The organism is Pseudomonas sp. 22072 (assembly GCF_052046095.1).
Lineage (GTDB): Bacteria > Pseudomonadota > Gammaproteobacteria > Pseudomonadales > Pseudomonadaceae > Aquipseudomonas > Aquipseudomonas paracarnis.
Genome location: NZ_JBQEQE010000003.1, coordinates 1 through 19234, shown reverse-complemented (window position 1 = coordinate 19234; position 19234 = coordinate 1). Strand labels below are relative to the sequence as shown.

General features: G+C 56.7%; 9 protein-coding genes, 1 tRNA gene and 4 pseudogenes. 13 read left to right on the top strand and 1 reads right to left on the bottom strand.

What is annotated here, in order from left to right:
* Window position 1 precedes the first annotated feature (1 nt).
* The 11 genes and pseudogenes from ybgF to ACTJLA_RS03705 all read left to right on the top strand — a co-directional run bounded on the left by ybgF (window position 2) and on the right by ACTJLA_RS03705 (window position 18332).
* Window positions 2-832 (top strand): tol-pal system protein YbgF, encoded by an 831-nt coding sequence (gene ybgF, locus ACTJLA_RS03755; RefSeq protein WP_314545072.1) that lies wholly within the window; start codon window positions 2-4, stop codon window positions 830-832.
* A 164-nt stretch (window positions 833-996) separates the two neighbouring features.
* The gene (gene queE, locus ACTJLA_RS03750) at window positions 997-1644 is read left to right on the top strand and encodes a 7-carboxy-7-deazaguanine synthase QueE (protein WP_314545070.1); all 648 of its coding nucleotides are present in this window, start codon (window positions 997-999) and stop codon (window positions 1642-1644) included.
* A 123-nt stretch (window positions 1645-1767) separates the two neighbouring features.
* Window positions 1768-1843: transfer RNA gene (locus ACTJLA_RS03745), tRNA-Lys, on the top strand.
* A 400-nt stretch (window positions 1844-2243) separates the two neighbouring features.
* Complete coding sequence (locus tag ACTJLA_RS03740; RefSeq protein WP_314545068.1) at window positions 2244-3956, top strand: ShlB/FhaC/HecB family hemolysin secretion/activation protein; 1713 nt, start codon at window positions 2244-2246, stop codon at window positions 3954-3956.
* 30 nt (window positions 3957-3986) lie between these two features.
* Entirely contained in the window at window positions 3987-14621 is a 10635-nt protein-coding gene (locus tag ACTJLA_RS03735) for a two-partner secretion domain-containing protein (protein WP_440840650.1), read from the top strand.
* A 10-nt stretch (window positions 14622-14631) separates the two neighbouring features.
* Entirely contained in the window at window positions 14632-14829 is a 198-nt protein-coding gene (locus ACTJLA_RS03730; protein ID WP_034128708.1) for a DUF4926 domain-containing protein, read from the top strand.
* Between the two features lie 241 nt (window positions 14830-15070).
* A pseudogene (locus ACTJLA_RS03725) lies at window positions 15071-15961 on the top strand (DUF637 domain-containing protein); the annotation flags it as partial.
* 587 nt (window positions 15962-16548) lie between these two features.
* Window positions 16549-16791 carry a hypothetical protein gene (locus ACTJLA_RS03720; protein ID WP_054897997.1) on the top strand — a complete coding sequence of 81 codons (243 nt, stop codon included), beginning with the start codon at window positions 16549-16551 and terminating at the stop codon, window positions 16789-16791.
* Window positions 16792-17053: 262 nt separating this feature from the next.
* Entirely contained in the window at window positions 17054-17203 is a 150-nt protein-coding gene (locus ACTJLA_RS03715; protein WP_164919369.1) for a hypothetical protein, read from the top strand.
* 3 nt (window positions 17204-17206) lie between these two features.
* Entirely contained in the window at window positions 17207-17686 is a 480-nt protein-coding gene (locus ACTJLA_RS03710; protein WP_054897996.1) for a hypothetical protein, read from the top strand.
* Window positions 17687-17936: 250 nt separating this feature from the next.
* Window positions 17937-18332 (top strand): hypothetical protein, encoded by a 396-nt coding sequence (locus ACTJLA_RS03705; protein WP_054918452.1) that lies wholly within the window; start codon window positions 17937-17939, stop codon window positions 18330-18332.
* Between the two features lie 235 nt (window positions 18333-18567).
* Here the strand turns inward: ACTJLA_RS03705 and ACTJLA_RS03700 are convergent.
* Window positions 18568-18723, bottom strand: a pseudogene (locus tag ACTJLA_RS03700) (DUF6124 family protein); the annotation flags it as partial.
* A gap of 80 nt (window positions 18724-18803) precedes the next feature.
* Between ACTJLA_RS03700 and ACTJLA_RS03695 the strand changes: the two are divergent.
* Window positions 18804-18977 (top strand): annotated as a pseudogene (locus ACTJLA_RS03695) (transposase); the annotation flags it as partial.
* Window positions 18978-19078: 101 nt separating this feature from the next.
* Window positions 19079-19234: pseudogene (locus tag ACTJLA_RS03690) on the top strand (transposase); the annotation flags it as partial.

Genomic DNA, 19234 nt, shown 5'->3' with positions numbered 1-19234 from the left:
CATGCGAATGTGCCGTCGTGCTCTAACTGTATTGGCTCTCAGCTTCGCACCGCTTGCGGTGTGGGCTGCGGTTCCTGTAACGGATAGCAACTCAGGCTATAACAATAGCGGGAGCAGTTATCCGCCAGCGGGTTATGGCACGAACGGCGCCTATGCGGGGGGAGCGGCTACGTCCGCTCCCTCGGCACAGGGCGAACTGTTCAACCAGCTGCAACGCATGCAGGATCAGTTGGCCCAGCAACAAGGCGCCATTGAAGTTCTGCAGAACCAAGTGAACCAGCTGAAGCAAGAAGGCCTGGAGCGTTACCAGGATCTTGACCGTCGTATTGGAGCCGGTGTTGCACCTGCCGCTACTCCTGATAATTCTTCTACCGGTGGCGCACCCAGTGCCGCTGCCGGTGGCGCAGCAGCGGGGGCCGCCGCTGCAGCTCCTGCCGCCAGCAGCGAGCCGGGCGATCCAGCGAAGGAAAAACTGTATTACGATGCAGCCTTCGACCTGATCAAGGCCAAGGATTTCGATAAAGCCAGCCAGGCTTTTACCGCTTTCCTGCGCAAATACCCCAACAGCCAGTACGCGGGCAACGCCCAGTACTGGTTGGGTGAGGTCAACCTGGCAAAGGGTGATTTGCAGGCGGCGGGCCAGGCTTTTGCCAAGGTCAGCCAGCTGTACCCCAAGCATGCCAAGGTTCCGGATTCGCTGTACAAACTCGCTGACGTAGAACGCCGCCTGGGTCACACCGACAAGGTCAAAGGTATTCTGCAGCAGGTGGTTGCCCAGTATCCGGGTACTTCCGCGGCGCAGTTGGCCCAGCGGGACCTGCAACGCTTGTAAGCAATGCAGCCCATTCAGAAGAAACCCGCGCTTGTCGCGGGTTTTTTCGTTAGAATCCACGCCCTTTTATGAAACACGCTTCCTGGGGTTGACGCGTTGGCGCAATCCCTTGAAGTGCCTGACGGAGGCGGACAGCCTGTTTAGCTGTTACGCCCGTGGCGACTATGCAAGACACACTACGTATTACCGAAGTCTTTTACTCGTTGCAGGGTGAAACGCGCACTGCTGGCCTGCCCACCGTATTTGTACGGCTCACCGGCTGCCCGTTGCGTTGCCAATACTGTGACAGCGCCTACGCCTTCAGCGGCGGCACTGTGCGCACCCTCGACGACATCCTGGAGCAGGTTGCCGGTTACCGGCCGCGCTACGTCTGCGTGACGGGCGGTGAGCCTCTGGCGCAACCCAACGCCATTCCGTTGCTCAAACAGCTGTGTGATGCCGGTTACGAGGTCTCTCTGGAAACCAGTGGCGCCCTGGACATCTCCGCGGTCGACCCGCGCGTCAGCCGAGTGGTTGACCTCAAGACCCCGGACTCCAAGGAAGCCCACCGCAATCGCTACGAGAACATGGACTTGCTGACGGCCAACGATCAGGTCAAGTTCGTCATCTGTTCCCGTGACGATTATGACTGGGCCACCTCCAAGCTGATCCAGTATAGCCTGGAGCGTCGAGCGGGCGAGGTGCTGTTCTCGCCGAGCCATCACGACCTGAATGCCCGTGACCTGGCGGATTGGGTAGTGGCGGACAACCTGCCGGTACGCCTGCAATTGCAGCTGCACAAGTACCTGTGGAACGACGAGCCGGGGCGCTGATCCGGCTGCTGCGATAGGCGTTCTACCCACCGAATTACCGTTCAAATGCGTTTTTTCTGATTTATTTAAAATAAGGTGTTGAATAATCCTTAGAAATCAGTATTATACGCGCCACCACACAGCGGGTCGTTAGCTCAGTTGGTAGAGCAGTTGGCTTTTAACCAATTGGTCGTAGGTTCGAATCCCACACGACCCACCATTTTTGGCGGTTTAGAAAATCCGGAAGGCCCACGCAAGTGAGGATTTCCGGGTTTTTTTTTGCCTGTGATTTGGCAGGCCCGAGTCGACGCTGAGTCGTCTCTTGCTCAGATTCCGTCGCCGTCCAAAAAGCATTCCTTAAATTCAAATACTCATACGCGGACCGGCGCTGACCGATAGTCCGGTCGTTCGTATACGCCTTCAATGTGTATCAAACCTGATACCGCTGGTCGGAAACCAAATCGGAACTTCAAACGAAACTCTCTCCTTTTTGGTTATTTTTTCTTCTGTGTCAGCTGCTTACGAATTTTTTAAGACATTGCCTAAAGTGCAGTCGGTTTATTGGCGTGAGGGGCGGTCGATGTTAGTTTGCCACCCTTCGTAAATTCGATGGATCGAACATGAATTCCCAACCGCCACGGACTCGGTATTCACTGAGCATTGCCCTGCTTGTCTGCCTCGCCTCCCCCAGCGTGATGGCGGCAACCCTTCCGGGTGATCAGGACCTGATCCGCGACCGGCAAAACCGCCTGTTGGAAGATCAGCAACGCCGCCTTGAACAACTCAAGGAACTGCCCGGCAAAGAGGCCAGGCCCGAAGCGCCAGCAGCCCCGGTGGACAGCCGTTGCTTCCCGATCCAAACCATTGAACTCCAGGGGGCCGACCACCTGCCTGCCCCTGAACGCGAGCGTCTGCTCAAACCGTACACCGGTCAATGCCTGGGCGTCTCACAACTCAACGCCCTGCTCAAAGACCTCACCGACTTCTACATCGACAAAGGCCTGATGACGAGTCGCGCCTACTTGCCGCAACAGGACATGTCCAAGGGGCATCTGCAAGTGCTGGTGGTGGAGGGCAAACTCGAAGGCTTGAAGGGCGCCGACAACAGCAAGTTGACGGACCGCGAGCTGGCCATGGCCTTTCCCGGCAAAAGCGGCGAGATATTGAACCTGCGAGAAATCGAGCAGGCCGTCGACCAACTCAATCGCTTGCCGTCCAATCAAGCCCAAATGGAGCTGACCCCGGGCGAGGCCGTGGGCGGCAGCTCGGTATTGGTCAAAAACACCCCGCAAAAGCCATGGCGCGCCAGTCTTTCACGTAATAACGATGGCCAGAAAAGCACCGGCGAACAGCAGTGGGGCACCGGCTTTGAGTGGGACAGCCCGCTGGGCCTGGCCGATCAGCTGATTCTGCGCGGCGGCCATGACGCGGTCAGCGACCATCAGAAAACTTCCAAGAACGCGATGCTCTACTACAACGTGCCTTGGGGCTGGTGGAACTTCAGCTATAGCTACAACCAGAGCGATTACCGTTCGGTCGTCCAGGGCGACGGTTTCGACTTCAAGCAAACCGGTGACAGTGAAAACCATCAGTTACGCGCTGAGCGGGTGATCCACCGTGATGCCGTGAGCAAGACGTCGCTCAACGTCGGCCTGTCCCACCTGCGCACCAACAACTACATCGATAGCAGCCGCCTCAAAGAGAGCAGCAACCGCCTCAGTGAACTGCAGTTGGGCATCAACCATGGTCGTCGTATCGGCAGTGCGTTCGTCAACGTCGATGTGGGCATGCAAAACGGCACCGGCGCCTTCGACGCCCAAGGCAATCACAACCCCATGCCTGGCGTGCCGGATGCGCGCTACCGCAAATACACCGCCACCGTCAGCTACCTGCAACCCTTCACGCTGTGGGGAGAGTCGTTCAGTTTCACCAGCCTGGCCACCGGCCAACGCAGCGAAGACGTGCTGTTCAGCCCCCAGCGCATGAGCCTCGGTGGCTCGGCGTCGGTACGCGGCTACAAGGATCAGCAACTGACCGGCGACAGCGGCGGTTACTGGCGCAATGACCTGCGCTGGAGCCGCCCGGTGACCCTCGGTTGGCTGCGCCCGGTGTTCGGCGAGTACGGTGCCAGCGTGGGCTACGACCAGGGCGTGATCCGCAATGGTCGCTACAACGGCGAAGTGCACGGCCGCGTCTCGAGCAACTCCCTTGAGCTGTTCGCCCGCGGCCAACACGTGAGCACCAGCGTGACCTTTGCCCACTCACTGGAACGACCGGCCGCGCTGCTTGAGCGCGAAGCACCGATCTACTTCCGCATGGATTTCTTCCTGTAATTCAACGCCCAGTTGCAACGAGAATTTGAAATGGATGTTCGCCAATTTGCCTTCCTGGTTCGCCAGCCTTCTGCTGCCCTGAAAAGCCGTGACGCGTTCCTGGGCCTGCCCAAACGTGGCGTGGCGCTGATCCTGGCCAACGCGCTGTTCTGGCAACCGCTGCTGGCCCAGGCCGAAGGCATCGTGGTCAGCGCGCCGGGCACCACGGTCGGCCAGGCGGGCAATGGCGTGCCGGTGGTAAACATCGCCGCCCCCAATGGCAGTGGCCTGTCCCACAACCAGTTCAAGGACTACAACGTCGGCGCCAACGGCGTGATACTCAACAACGCCACCGACCGTACCCAATCGACGCAACTGGGCGGCATCATCCTCGGCAACCCGAACCTGCAAGGCCGCGCCGCCAACGTCATCCTCAACGAAGTCAACGGCGGCAGCCCCAGCCAACTGCGCGGCTACACCGAAGTGGCGGGCCAGTCGGCCAAGGTCATCGTCGCCAACCCCTATGGCATTACTTGCAGTGGCTGCGGCTTCATCAACACCCCCAACGTCACCCTGACCACCGGCAAACCGATACTCGACGCAAGCGGGCAACTGCAACGTTACCAGGTTGATGGCGGCGCCGTGACCATCGACGGCCAGGGCTTGAATGCCGATAACGTCGACCGCTTTGAAATCATCACCCGCTCGGCCAGGATTAACGCACAGATCAACGCGCGCAACTTGAGCGTGATTGCCGGGCGCAATGACGTCGATGCTAAAAGTCTGCAAGCCACCGCCCGGGCCGATGACGGCAGTGCCAAGCCGGAGCTGGCGATTGATTCGACGGCGTTGGGTGGGATGTATGCCGGGGCGATCAAACTGGTGGGCACCGAGGCCGGGGTGGGCGTGAAGCTCGACGGTACGTTAATGGCCAGTGGCGGTGATATTCAGCTCGATGCCAATGGACGACTGAGTTTGGCTAATGCCAAAGCCAGCGAAGCGGTGGTGATTAAGGCCGGTCAATTGGACGCTACGGGTGCGGTGTATGCCGGCACGCGAGTCGATGTACAAACCTCTACAGGCCTGAGCAACCAGAAAAGCCTGGCGGCCCGCGACAGCATCACCGTGACCAGCGGTGGGGCGCTGGTCAACAGCGGCATCATCGAAGCCGGTGTCAACGCCGATGAAAGCCGCAATGCCGGTGGCGATGTCAGTCTGCGCGCGGCAAACCTGAGCAATAGCGGCAGCGTGGTTGCCAGCCGAACCCTTACCGCCACGGCCAACCAAACCTTGAACAATCAAGGCGGCACTCTGAGCGGTACCACCGCCGTGATTAACGCCGGTCAACTCGACAACCGTGGCGGTCGTGTACTGGGTAAGGACTCGCTCAAGGTCACGGCCACCGGTCTGGATAACCGCACCAACGGTCTGCTGCACAGTGAAAACAGCACCGACGTTACGGTGACCGCTGCGCTGGATAACCAGAACGGTCGCGTGATCGGCCTCAAGAACCTGACGCTCAACGCTGGCCAACTGACTAACGATAACGGCCTGGTCGCCAGCCAGGCGCAGGCCCGTGTAACCGCAGGGCAACTGAGTAACCAGGCGGGTGAAATCTCTGCCAGCCAGACAACCGTGATTGCCACGAACCTGGATAACCGTTCAGGCAAATTGCTGGGCAGCAACCTCAACGTAACCGCCAGCGGTACCATCGATAACCGCCTGGGGATTTTCTCTGCGTCCAGCCTGACAGTACAGGCGGCCAGCCTGGATAACCGCGACAAAGGTTCCATCGCCGCCCAAGGCGTGATGAACCTGACCGTCGCCGGGCTGCTGGACAATCGCAATGAAGGCAACCTCGTCAGCCAGGGGGCTCAACAAATAACCGCAGGGCAGTTGAACAACAGCCAGGGCGGCCTGGTGTCCAGCAAAACCACCCTGGCGTTGCACGGCGACAGCCTGATCAACCAGGGTGGCCTGGTCATTGCCGACGGCGCGCTGACCCTCACCGGCGGCGATCTGGATAACAGCCAAGCGGGCGTGATCAGCACCAAGGCCGCCGCACACGTGCAACTGAACCAGTTGAACAACAGCAATGGCGGCAAGTTGGGCAGCGATGGTGCGCTGACCCTCAACGCCAACCAGCTCGAAAACGGCGCCGGTCGTATCAGCGCCAAGGGCGACCTGCAGGCAACCGTCGGTGTGCTCAATCAACAATCGGGCGAACTCGTCAGCGACGGTGCGCTGAACCTGACCGGCGCGTCCCTGGATAACCGCAACGGCGGCCTTATCGCTGCCACCAAGGGCGTGGACCTGCGCAGCCAGACCATCCTCAATCAGCAAGGCGAGATCTCCAGCCAGGCCAGGGTGCTGGTGGTCGCCGATCAACTGAACAACACCACCGGCAAGGTCATCGGCGACAGCGGCCTGACGCTCACGGTGCAGCGCCTGCTCAACCAGAGCAACGGCTTGCTGGCGGGGCGTGAGAGCCTGGCATTGAATGGCGACCAACTGGATAACAGCCTGGGTGGCCGCGTTACCAGCCAAAAAGACCTGACCATTAGCCTGACCGGAGACTTGCTCAACCAAGGCCAGGGCACGCTGCTGAGCGAGGGCGGACTGACCGTCAGGGCTGGCACCCTGGATAACAGCCGGGGCGGTATTCTTTCTGCGGCCAATGCGCTGTCGATCACCACCCAGGGCCAACTGAACAATCAGGCTGGCAAGCTGCTGGCCGATGGCACCGCCACGCTGGTCAGCACTGCGCTGAACAACAGCCAGGGCGGCGTGATCAGCGCCAAGCAACAGGTGGACGTGCGCAGCGCCGGCCTGGACAACAGCCAGCGCGGCAGCATCAGCAGTGACGCTGGCATCACCCTCAACGCAGGGCGACTGGACAACAGCCAACAAGGTTCGATCTTCGCCAAGTCCACGGTCAAGGCAACCCTGACCGGGCTGGACCAACATGATCGTGGCGAGCTGATCAGCAATACCAGCATCGACCTGGACTTGGGCCATGGGCAACTGATCAACCGTGACCACGGCCTGATCGCGACACCGGGCCAACTGCTGCTGAACAACCTGGGCACCGTCGACAACAGTCAGGGCGGTGAAATCTCCAGCACCCAATCATTCCTGTTGATGGCCGATGCGCTGAATAACCGCGGCGGTAAAGTCATCAGTGGCGACAGCCTGCAGGTACGTATCGCCAAGGCGCTGGATAACAGTGTGGAAGGTGTACTGTCCGCCAAGAGCGTTCTGCAGGTGGCAGCCGACAGCCTGGACAACCAGGCCGGTGGCGCGCTCGCCAGCCGTGGTGCGCTGGACCTGAAGGTCACCGGCGTGCTGGATAACCATAACCAGGGGCAGATCTTTGCCGCTACGGTTTTGACGACCACCTCAGGCTCCTTGAACAACAGCGACAAGGGCAGCCTTTCGGCCGGCACGCTCCAGACGCTCAACACCGGCGCGCTGGACAATCACCAGGGCGGGCGAATCGTCAGCGATGGTAGCCAGACGGTCACAGCCGCCAATGTGGATAACCGCGCGGGTGTGATCGGCAGTCAACAGGCGTTGAACCTGACCACTGCCAACCTCGATAACACTGCCGGGTTGATCAACAGCCAGGCTGATTTGACTCTGACCGGGCAAACAGTCGACTCAAGCCTGGATGGCGAAATCTCAGCCAAGGGCGACTTGAAACTCATCGTCCAACAGCTGATCCAGCGCCAGGGCCGCTTGATCGGAGAACGCGCTGTGAGCCTCGATCTGCAAGGCGGAAATCTCGAAAACAGCGCAGGCTTGATCAGCGCCAAAGGTCCGCTGACCTTCGCGCGCCTGGCTAACCTGACCAACCGAGAACAAGGCGAAATCTCCAGCCAGACGGCGTTCACCATCGCCGCCAAACGCATCGATAACGGTGATCGCGGGGTCATCCTCAGTGCCGATCAATTGCGCCTTGAAGCGGATACCGTGGTCAACGCCAACAAGGGCTTGATCTCCGGCTGGAACGGTCTGACGGTGGTCGGCAATGGCCTCGACAACAGCGCCGAGGGCACGTTGTCGAGCAAGAGTGGCACCCTGCACACTGACCTCACCGGTGTATTGGATAACCACGCGGCGGGTGCCCTGGTCAGCATGGGCAAACAAACGCTCATCGCGGGCAGCCTGAACAATGATCAGGGGATCATCTCCGGCCAGGCCGATGTCGACCTCAACGTTGCCGGTCGCCTGGATAACAGCAACAACGGCCTGATTTCCGCAGCTCAACACCTGGGCTTCAATAATGCCCAGAGTCAAATTCTCAACCGTGGTGGGCGTATCAACGCCGCCAACATCACCTTTATCGGCGAGAGTCTCGACAACAGTGCTGGCCAACTGATCAGCCAGGGCACCTTGGACGGTACCCTCAGTGGCGCGCTGATCAATGCCAACAATGCGCGCCTGGCCAGTGGCGCAGCCCTGTTGCTGAACGCCGCCAGCCTGGGCAACCAAGGCGGCCAACTGGTCAGCCAGGATCGCCTTGACCTGACCCTCGCCAATGGCGACCTGGATAACAGCGCCAAAGGCACGCTTGCCAGCCAGAAAGACCTGGTGATCAAGCTGTTGGCCGGTGACGTTCAAAACCAGCAAGACGGCCTGATGTTCAGCCAGAAGGGCAAGCTCGACCTTACCGCCCGCGCCCTCACCAACGATCAAGGCACGCTGCAAAGCCAGACCGATAACCGCCTGCGCCTCAGCGGCGCCCTGAGTAACCAGGGCGGCCGCGTCGACAGCCTCAGTGGCAACCTGGACCTGGAAACCGCCAGTGTAGCCAACACGGCCGGTGGCGTACTCAACAGCAGCAAGGGCTGGGTCAAACTGGTCACTGGGTTGTTCACTAACAGCAACGGCATCACTCAGGCGCAGTCGCTGGATATCCAAGCCAAGGGCGGGCTGCTCAACCAAATGGGGCATTTGTCCGCACTCGGCGGTGAAAGCCGCATCGTCACCACGACCTTCAATAACCAGGGCGGCGGTGTCTACGCCGATACCTTGCTCAAGGTCACTGCCCAGGCTTTCGATAACCAGGGCACGGCGGCCGGTAAGGGCGGCAAGGTCGGTGCACGCAATATCGACTTCGGCCTCACTGGCGCCCTGAGCAATGGCTATGGCCTGATTGAAAGCGACGACGTCCTGCGCCTTGCTGCGCAAACCATCAACAACGTCGGCGGTAACCTGCGGGCCATGGGCCGTACGGGCACGACCGACATCGATGTTTCCGGCCTGTTCGATAACCGCTTCGGCGTGCTTGAAAGCGCCAACGAACACCTGAACCTGCAAGCCGCCGGCCTGGACAATAACGGCGGGCGCATCGTACACACCGGCACCGGTACGTTCGACCTGACCTCCGACCAAGTCACCCGGGCCGGCGGCAGCTTCGTCACCAACGGCCAGTTGGACATCAAGGCTGCCAGTTGGACCAACAGCAGCGTGATCCAGGCCGGGCGCCTGAACCTCGACATCGGCCAGTTCACCCAGACCGCCAGCGGCCAGTTGCTCGGTGCACAAAGCCTGATCGGCATTGGCGACACCTGGACCAACGACGGCCTTCTGGCCAGTGATGGCACCCTCAGTGTGACGCTCACCGGTGGCTACAGCGGCAACGGCCGCGTCAGCAGCCTGGGCAACATGAGCCTCACCAGCGCCAGCATGGACCTGGGCGAGAACGCCCGCATTGCCGGCGGCGCACTCAACCAGGTCACTAGCACGAGCCTGAATAACCACGGGCGCCTGACTGCCATCGGCGACCTGACAGTCAATGCCACCACCCTGAACAACTACGGCACCTTGGGCGGCGCCGGAAAAGTCCGGCTGAACGCCACGCACCTGGTCAATGACAAGGGCTTGCTCTTCAGCGGCAACGACATGGCGTTGCGCGTCAATGATTTCAGCAACCGCTATGGCGACGTCTACAGCCTCGGCGCCCTGGACATCGCCCGGGATGATGCGAGCGCGCGCAGCAGCCTGATCGAGAACGTCTCCGGCAGCCTGGAAAGTGGCACCGGCATGCGCTTGCTGGCAGACACCCTGAGCAACCGTCGTGACCAGTTCACCACTGAAATGAAGCTGGTGTCGGGCAACCTCAATATCTATTGGAACGACTACTGCAAAGGCAAAGGCTGCGAGCTGTACTTCAACTCGGTGGAGAAATACGAAGATGTCATCACCGGCAGCTCGGCCTCTGCGTTCATCAACGCCGGTGGCGACCTGACTGTGGGCAGCCAGACCTTCGATAACCTTTACAGCTCGGTATCCGCCGCCGGGAATATCCTGATCAACACCGATGTGCTGACCAACCGCGGCGCGGCAGGCGGCGAAGAGCGTCACTTCAATTCCGGGCTCTATACCCGCGACCGTGGCATCTACAACACCTTCATGGAGCGCCAGAACCAGTTCAACATCTACAACAATCCCAACTCAGGCGACTACCGCCCGGGCCAGATGACGATGGACCAGGTCAGGGCAGGCGTTGGCAATTTCTATGAAAGCAGTAGCTATGTAGTGCCCACCACCGGCAGCGTGATTGCACAGGCGGTGATTCAGGCCGCAGGTGCGGTGACGGTCAATGCGACCTCCAGGATCGACAACAGCGTCATCCGCCCCAACGCTACCCACATCGACACCCCGGCGGCCAACCGCAACACCAATTCCGAGGTATTTGCCTCCACCGTCAAGCCGGCGATCTCCGCACAGCTACCGCCAGATCTGGCCCAACGCCAGGTCAACCCGGTGACCTTGCCCGGCTTCAGTTTGCCGACCAGCCAGAACGGCCTGTTCCGTCTCAGCGGCCAGGCCGCGAAGGGTGGTGCAGCGGGTAACGCGGCTACCGGTAGCGGTGACTTCAGCGTGAGTGGACGTGTAATCAGCGCCGCCGAGCGCGAGAAAACCCTCGACTACAACGCCGTGCAAGAGCGCGGTTTCAGCCTCGACGGCCAGCCCGTCAGCGGTGCAGTCAACGGCCAGGGCCCGCTGGCTCTGGACAGCCGTGCCCCATCAGTCACCCGCGTACAAGGCCTGCCGGAAATCACCCCGGTAGATAACAGCCACAAATACCTGATCGAAACCAACCCGGCGCTCACCGACCTCAAGCAGTTCATGAGCTCCGACTACCTGCTCGGCAAACTCGGCTACAACCCCGACGCCAGCTGGAAGCGCTTGGGCGATGGCCTGTACGAGCAACGCCTGATCCGCGAAGCCGTGGTGGCCCGCACCGGCCAACGCTACATCAACGGCCTTGCCAGTGATGACGCGCTGTTCCGCTACCTGATGGACAACGCCATCTCTTACAAGGACTCACTCAACCTGCAACTGGGCGTGTCCCTCACCGCCGAACAAGTCGCGGCACTGACCCACGACATCGTGTGGATGGAAGAAGCCGAGGTCAACGGCCAGAAAGTCCTGACCCCCGTGCTCTACCTGGCCCAGGCCAACAACCGCCTGGCGCCCAACGGCGCACTGATCCAGGGCCAGGACGTGAGCCTGGTCACCGGCGGCGACCTGCACAACAGCGGCACCCTGCGGGCCACCAACAACCTCAGTATGGTCGCGGGCAACATCGACAACAGCGGCCTGATGCAAGCCGGCAACCGCCTGGAAATGCTCGCCACCGACTCGATCCGCAACAGCCGTGGCGGCATCATCAATGGCCGCGACATCAGCGCCACTGCTGTGACCGGCGACATCATCAACGAGCGCACCGTCACCACCTTTAAACAGGAAGGCCAGGGCTACCAACTGCGCAACGACGTGGCCAGCGAAGCCTCCCGCTTCGAAGCCACCGACACGCTCAAACTGAACGCCGGGCGCGACGTGCTTAACCTCGGCAGCAACCTCAAGGCCGGTGGCAACGCCAGTGTGACCGCAGGGCGCGACGTACTGATCGCCAGCCAGACCGAGCAGGACGACTACGCCTACCAACGCCGCCGTATCAGCGGCACCGAGCAAACCATCCTGCAACATACCTCCGGTGTGGACGTGGGCGGCAACCTCGCCATCGACGCCCGCCGCGACATCGCCGTGGTCGCCAGCACCGTCAGCGCCGCCAAAGACCTCAGCGTCAAGGCCGGAGAAAATCTGACCCTGGCCGCCGCCGCCAACGAACAACACGACTACTCCAAAGGCAAAAAAGGCGGCACCAAAACCACCACCCAACTGGACGACGTCACCCAACAAAGCGCCGAACTCAAAGCCGGCGGCGACCTGATCGCCATCGCCGGCACCGACCTCACGCTAGTCGCCAGCAAAATCAGCGCGGGCAATGAAGCCTATGTGCACGCTGATAACGAACTGCAAATGCTGGCGGCGCAGGACAGTCATTACTCGCTGTATGACATGAGCAAGAAGGGCAATTGGGGCAGCAAGAAGACTCAGCGTGATGAAGTGACCGATGTGAAGAATGTCGGGAGTGAAATCAAGACTGGGGGTGATCTGACGCTGGAGAGTGGTGGGGATCAGAAGTACCAGGCGGCGAAGCTTGAAAGTGGTGGGGGTATTGCGATTGTCAGCGGTGGGGCGGTGACGTTTGAGGCAGTGAAGGATCTGCATGACGAGAGCCACACCAAGAGCAAGGGCGACCTCGCCTGGACCAGCTCCAAGGGCAAGGGGAATACCGACGAGACGCTACGTCAGACGCAGATGATTGCAGAAGGCAGCGTCGTGATTAAAGCCGTCGATGGCTTGAAAATTGACATCAAGCAGATCGATCAAAATACGGTTAGTCAGACGATTGATGTGATGGTCAAAGCCGACCCGCAACTGGCCTGGCTAAAAGAGGCCGAGCAGCGCGGAGACGTGGATTGGCGCCAGGTTAAAGAGCTGCACGACAGTTTCAAGTACAGCAATTCAGGCTTGGGCGCCGGCGCGCAGATCATCATCGCGATCATTGTTACCTACTTCACGATGGGAGCCGCCAGCGGTGCAATTGCCGCAGCTGGTTCGGGGACATCGATGGCGAGTGCCACGGCTGTTGGGACTGCGGCCACGTCTGCCGGATGGGCCAATGCTGCGGGCAGTACCGTGCTTGCTGGCATGGCGAGTAACGGTGCGATCAGCGCCATCAATAACCGTGGAAACCTGAGCACCGTCTTAAAGGATGTCACTTCCAGCGACGCGATGAAAGGCTACGTGGTGTCCGGCGTCACTGCGGGCTTGACTGCAGGTGTCTATGACAAATGGACCGGCACTCAGACAGGTACTTCCACTGCACTCCCCAACTCAGGTGCAGTTGCCACCGTAAGTCCGTTGAGCACTTGGCAAGGTGTGGGGCAGTTCACGGCCAACCAAGTACTGCAAAACGGAACATCAATATTGGTAGATCGGGCGCTCGGGGGCGAAGCCCGTCTTGGCGACGCGTTGCAGAGTAGTTTGGCTAACGCATTTGCGGCTTATGGATTCAACCTGGTCGGGGATGTTTCCAAGAACCGGTTTGCAGAAGGTGGCATTACCAAGATTGGGCTACATGCCTTGATGGGCGGGTTGGCAGCTGAGGCTTCTGGAGGAGATTTCCGCACAGGGGCCCTGGCAGCGGGTGTGAATGAGGCATTGCTGGATAGCCTCGCCAAGAACTACGCGGACATGCCCGATGACCAGAAGAAAGGTTTGCTGGTCATGAACTCGCAGTTGCTTGGTGTGCTTGCGGCATCGGTACAGAGCAATGCGGATGCGCAGAGCCTGCAAACTGGGGCGTGGGTGGCAAAGAATGCCACGCAATACAACTATCTGGGCGATCATCAAAAGGCTCAGAGAGCGAAAGAGCTGGAAGAAAGCAAAGATTCACTGGAAACACTCAGGATCAATACGAAGTGGGAATTGATCGACGCCGGGCAGGACGCCAGCTTTGCGGGTGGGGCAGTGGTTGGGGTGCCGGAAGGGCTACTTGATACGGTCAAGGGCATCTTGGAAGTTGCCGTCAGCCCGATAGAGACGTATCGGGCGTTGAGATCTGTGCTTGAGAGCGGGGATGTGCTGGGTAATGTTTCGGACGCTATGAAGCAGTCCTACATCGCACGAATTGACAATCTGGAAGCAGAGTATGAAAGAGCTGGGGCGGGTGGATCGTTTAACGCAGGGCGTGAAACCGGGAAGCTGATAAGCGACGTGGTGGCGCTTGGGACGGGGGTTGGGGGAGCGCTGAAAAGCGGGGCCTTGCTCGTCGAAAAGGTCACTGCTAAGGTTGTTAAGGTGGAGTTGGCGGGTGCAAAAGCAACCGGCGAGGTAGCTGCTACCGTGCCGCGGACTCCTCTAGCAGGCCCGACAGGTAACTGGAAAAATTATACTCACGCAGAGGCTGTCATTCAGACCCAAGCATCTGGCCGGTTGGTAAATGCAGAAAAAGCGGTTATTGATCCGAGCAAAGTGACATCTTATGCATTGAACACAGCGCACCCTGTTGGCGGTAACAAAGCAAAGGTCTTTGAGTCGGCCTTGGGCTACAATCAAACGAATGCTGCCAGTTTAATAACAAAAGTACAGGAGGGTGCAGCGCTGTATCCTGCGAAGTTAGGCGCTTCTGATAAATTTGGTCAGCGTATAACTATAGATATGCCAATAACTGGGCCAAACGGTAATACGGCAACTGTCCGTACAGGCTGGATATATGATCCGGGTTCTGCCACACCTAGGATGACGACCCTCTATGTCAAGTAAGGAGTATAAGGTGGTTTATTCGCTTTTTGATGTGGTTGTGTTAATCGAGGATATTCCGGAGGAGGGGTTGCGGGCAGGTATGAAGGGCGCGATTATCGAGATCTATAGTCAGCCAGTTGAGGGGTATGAAATAGAGTTTTGTGACGAGCAGGGGCGAACAGTTTCACAGTTGGCATTATCCTCTAATCAATTCCAGCTCTATAAGTAGGTGCAAAAGCAACTGGGGCTGTTGTAGATGATGCGGTCAAGGCATTACCAGCTCCAAGGCAAATAGATGCATCCTGGAGCGCGAGCACTTATAACAAGGGCGGCCTGATAAGAAAAGGGGACAGATTTATTTTAGCGATCAAAGAAAAGGGGACAGATTTATTTTTGAAGTTTGGTTTTGTGAGGATTTTGAAAAGTAGCGGATGAGTTTCTGAAAAATAAATCTGTCCCCTTTTTTTACTCAACTGGCCTGGATTAAGGATGCAGAGGCTCGTGGGGATGTGGACTGGAGGCAGGTCAAGGAGATTCATGACAGCTTCAAGTACAGCAACTCAGGGTTGGGGCCTGCGTCGCAGATCATTATTGCGATTGTGATGGCGGCGGTGGTTGGGCCGTTGGCTGCGGGTGCGGCTGCCAGCGCAGGGGCGGGCGTTGGCGTGGCAGCTGGAGCAGTGGCTGCAGGAGCAGCGACCAACGCTACGGTCAGTGTCGTTAACAACCGTGGCAACTTGGGCGCGGTACTCAAGGACGTGACTTCTTCGGATGCGATGAAGGGGTATGTGATTGCTGGCGTCACGGCTGGCATGACCGCTGCATATTTTGGTGATTGGACGGGGACTCAAACAAACACAATCACTGGGAAAGTCACGACGCCAGGTCTACTGAATACGTGGAGCGGTGTCGGTAAATTTGCCGCCAACCAGACGTTGCAAAGCGGCACATCCATGCTGCTGAGCAAGGCACTCGGGCAGGGCGGTAGCGCCAGCGATGCATTAAAAAGTGCGCTGTTCAATACGTTGGCGGCAGCTAGTTTCAATCTGGTGGGAAATTACACCCAAGGTGTAGTTGCCGATGGGTCGGCACCCAAGATTGCGATTCACGCGATGGTAGGTGGTTTGCTGGCTGAGGCTACGGGCGGCGATTTTAAAACCGGTGCGTTGGCAGCGGGGGCGAATGAGGCGCTGGTTACTCATCTGAATACGCTGGTTAACGGCAACGAAGAGTTGCTGACGATGAGTTCGCAGATCGTGGGTGTGTTGGCGGCTGCGGGGCAGAAAGATGCGGACGCTGCCAAGATCGAGAAAGGGGCTTGGGTTGCGCAAAACCTGACGCAATACAATTTTCTGGAGCATCTGCCACCAGGCTTAAGTGAATACGGATCAGCGGCGACTACTCTGGCAAAGGACATGCTGGAAAAAGGTGCCACTAACGACCAAATTGCCCAAGCACAGCTGGAGCTGGCCCAAGGACAAGGTTTTGAAGGGGTTCAACCGGCTAACGAGTTCGTCAAGGCTTGGGGCTATTTTATGGCCGGTGAACTCACAGGTGCTGGGCTGGCGGCAGTATTAGGTCGGCTTGTGATGGGAGGTGCAAAAGGATTGCCTTCCGCCCTGCAAAATTTCGGCGGCCGCACTTTCGATGATCTATCTGCCGCAGCTTCAAATCCTATCAATAAGGAAGGTCTGACAGAGGCTGCTAGGGCGCTCACAAAGCATGCTTCTGGCCAGCGAGCTACTGGAACGTTCCCAAAACTCACAGGTGGAATTGAAAAGCAAAATGCAACTGCACTCGGTATTATTGATGACGTTCTCAAGAATTCAAATTCAACATTCTCAAATTTGAGTCGCGGTGGGCTAGAGGTCCGGGCTCCCGATGGAAGAGGTCTGCGCTACAATAATGATGGCTCATTTTCTGGGTTTTTGGACCCTAAGGCGAAACCATGAAACTTGAAAGTAATTCGGATTTTGAAGTTCTGGGCTTTAGTGATAATCGCTATAAAAGGCTGACTGCGGAGATTCAATATAAAGGCGAACCAATTGCTCAAGTTAATCAGGATAAAGGGGTGGACGCTTTAGAGGTGGAGATCTTTGCTGACTTAAGTAGCGCGACTTTGAGAGTTCCATTCTCTGGTTTTTTTGAGGCGATGATTCTAGCGAAAGATTTCATTGTTGAGTCGGGGTGAGGCTAGAAGAAAAAATGGGGCAAATTTGAGCGTCACTTACTTGACAAGAAAAGGGGGCAGGTTTTTTGAGGTTTGGGCTTTGTGAAGATCTTGAGACGTAGCGGATGAGTCTCTGAAAAAATAAATCTGTCCATTTTTTTTCGTTCAATTACCTTACAAAGGTTCCACCGTTATCGGTCATGCACTATCGAAGCACGCGGGTAGAAATCCTGATATTTGGGGTAAGACTACAGGGTCTATGGCTACTTGGAACGAGCAGGCTATGAAGCAGTTACGTGAAATAATACGTGCTCCCGGCGAGTTTAAGTCGGTGACAACAGAAAAAGGAATTCCATTTATAGAGAAACGTCTTGGCGACGGGCGTGGCATACGGTTGAATTTAGATGGGGCATTTAAAGGGTTTGTCGACTAATTTATGAAAGAGTTATATGAGGTTGTTCTAGGTGGTGTGGTTGAAGACGATATTATTATTCTTCTGAAGGATTTGGAGAGTCATTCGGAGCGCGTCGACGATGTGACAGCTTCAGAAGTGCTCGGTATTGCGAGTTGCTTGGGCCTTGATCAAAGTATGGTTGCGGAGCTTTGTCGTTTTGAAGGTGATGTTTGTGTGTCTGCTAAGTTGTATGGTTTTGATATTGTATCTGCTTCCTCCGATTTTTTTGTATTACTTAGAGTTGTAAAATGTGGGGGCGGTGTTGACGTAGAGCTGTGTTTTGACGATTCTGTTTTTAGTGATGTTGATAAAGTTATGCTTCTACTGCAGAAATATCTGAAAGAGATTTCTGATAGAGTTCGTATGAAGGAGTATTACGGAGGGATGGAGCCTGCTAAAGACTTAGGAACTCGGTACTTTACTGGCGAAATGTTAGGCCCTCTGGTTACGCGTTTTCGCTGACAGGTGGCAAAATGGGTGAGTATAAGCCTACATCCACGAAAACGACTTACGATCCAAAGGTTCTGCCGGATAGCAGGGTGGCTGATATGTCTAGTCGAGCGGCAGTCCAAGCCGAGTCTTTGTTTAAAACCAACCCAGCGTTGAGAGAAGCTAGTATTAAAGTTGATGGCTATCACTTCCAAGTGACACGTAATAGCAAGACAGGAGAAATAACAAATTCCTTTATCACTATGCCCCCGAGGACAAACTAATGGATAGCTTGGCTTGGCTTAAGAGGTTCAAGGAGTCATTTGCTTCAACTGGTCTGGACTATGAAGATCTTTACGAATTGATAGAGGCTTCTATGGCGAGGGGAAGGACTAATTTTCCAGCGTTCATCTATGACGCTTCGCAGGGATTTGGCTTCTCTGTGAGTGAAGGTTTTTTTTACGCCCTTGATCAGGACTGGGACGATCCAGAAAGTTTCAATAAGGTTAGTTTCTTTTTGGGCGAAGTGGAAACTTCAAGTATCCCAGTGCCTGACTACGTTTCCCTGATGAAAATTGCAGCAGATGTTTATTCTGCTTTCTTTCCTGATGATGGGGATGGCGTTCTAAGGTCTGCTGAAAGATTAGAAGAGCGTTACTCAAAAAAATTTTCAGTCTAGTTGGAGTGGAAAAGGGGCAGATTTATTTGATTGCTCTATTGGCGGTTTGCTGTTTAATAACGTGGTTTTATTTTTTGGTACCTGCTAGCTTTATAGTTAGCCAAAATGGATGTCTATAAGGCACCATTTTTTTGTAAGTATTCAATTGTTTAAATATAAGTGATAGATGGGGTAGGCCACGATATTTCGAATAAAACTGCGTAACCTATCCTCATCTATTTTTCTCCATTAAAAATCAGAGGGTTACTGGACTCGTTTTTTTCAGAGCATCGTTTACTAGAAGGTGCGCGCTTTCGATCAGCTGGGCCAACCCGAAGGTTTGAAGTCGCTGTGATCCGTTTGAGGAAAACGCCTGTTCATTCGCCATTGCTGATGCCGAAGCCAAAAGCTCACTCGCATTGAGAAAAAAGGGGACAGATTTATTTTTTCCCCATTTGCTAGGCTGTAATTCTCTAAGGAAGGAGGTTACCTATGCCCAGAGTGGGACGTGTCGTTTTGCCCAACTATCCTCATCATGTTGTACAGCGTGGTCACAACCGCCAGGTGATCTTTGCTGCCGAGGAGGACTACCAGCGCTACGTGAGAGACCTTCGAGAGCTTAAGGACGCATTTGGCATAAAAATATACGCCTACTGTTTGATGACAGAAAAAAGGGGACAGATTTATTTTTTTCTGATAGAAAAAAGGGGACAGATTTATTTTTTTCCATTTGCTAGGCTGTAATTCTCTAAGGAAGGAGGTTACCTATGCCCAGAGTGGGACATGTCGTTTTGCCCAACTATCCTCATCATGTTGTACAGCGTGGTCACAACCGCCAGGTGGTCTTTGCTGCCGAGGAGGACTACCAGCGCTACGTGAGAGACCTTCGAGAGCTTAAGGACGCATTTGGCATAAAAATATAC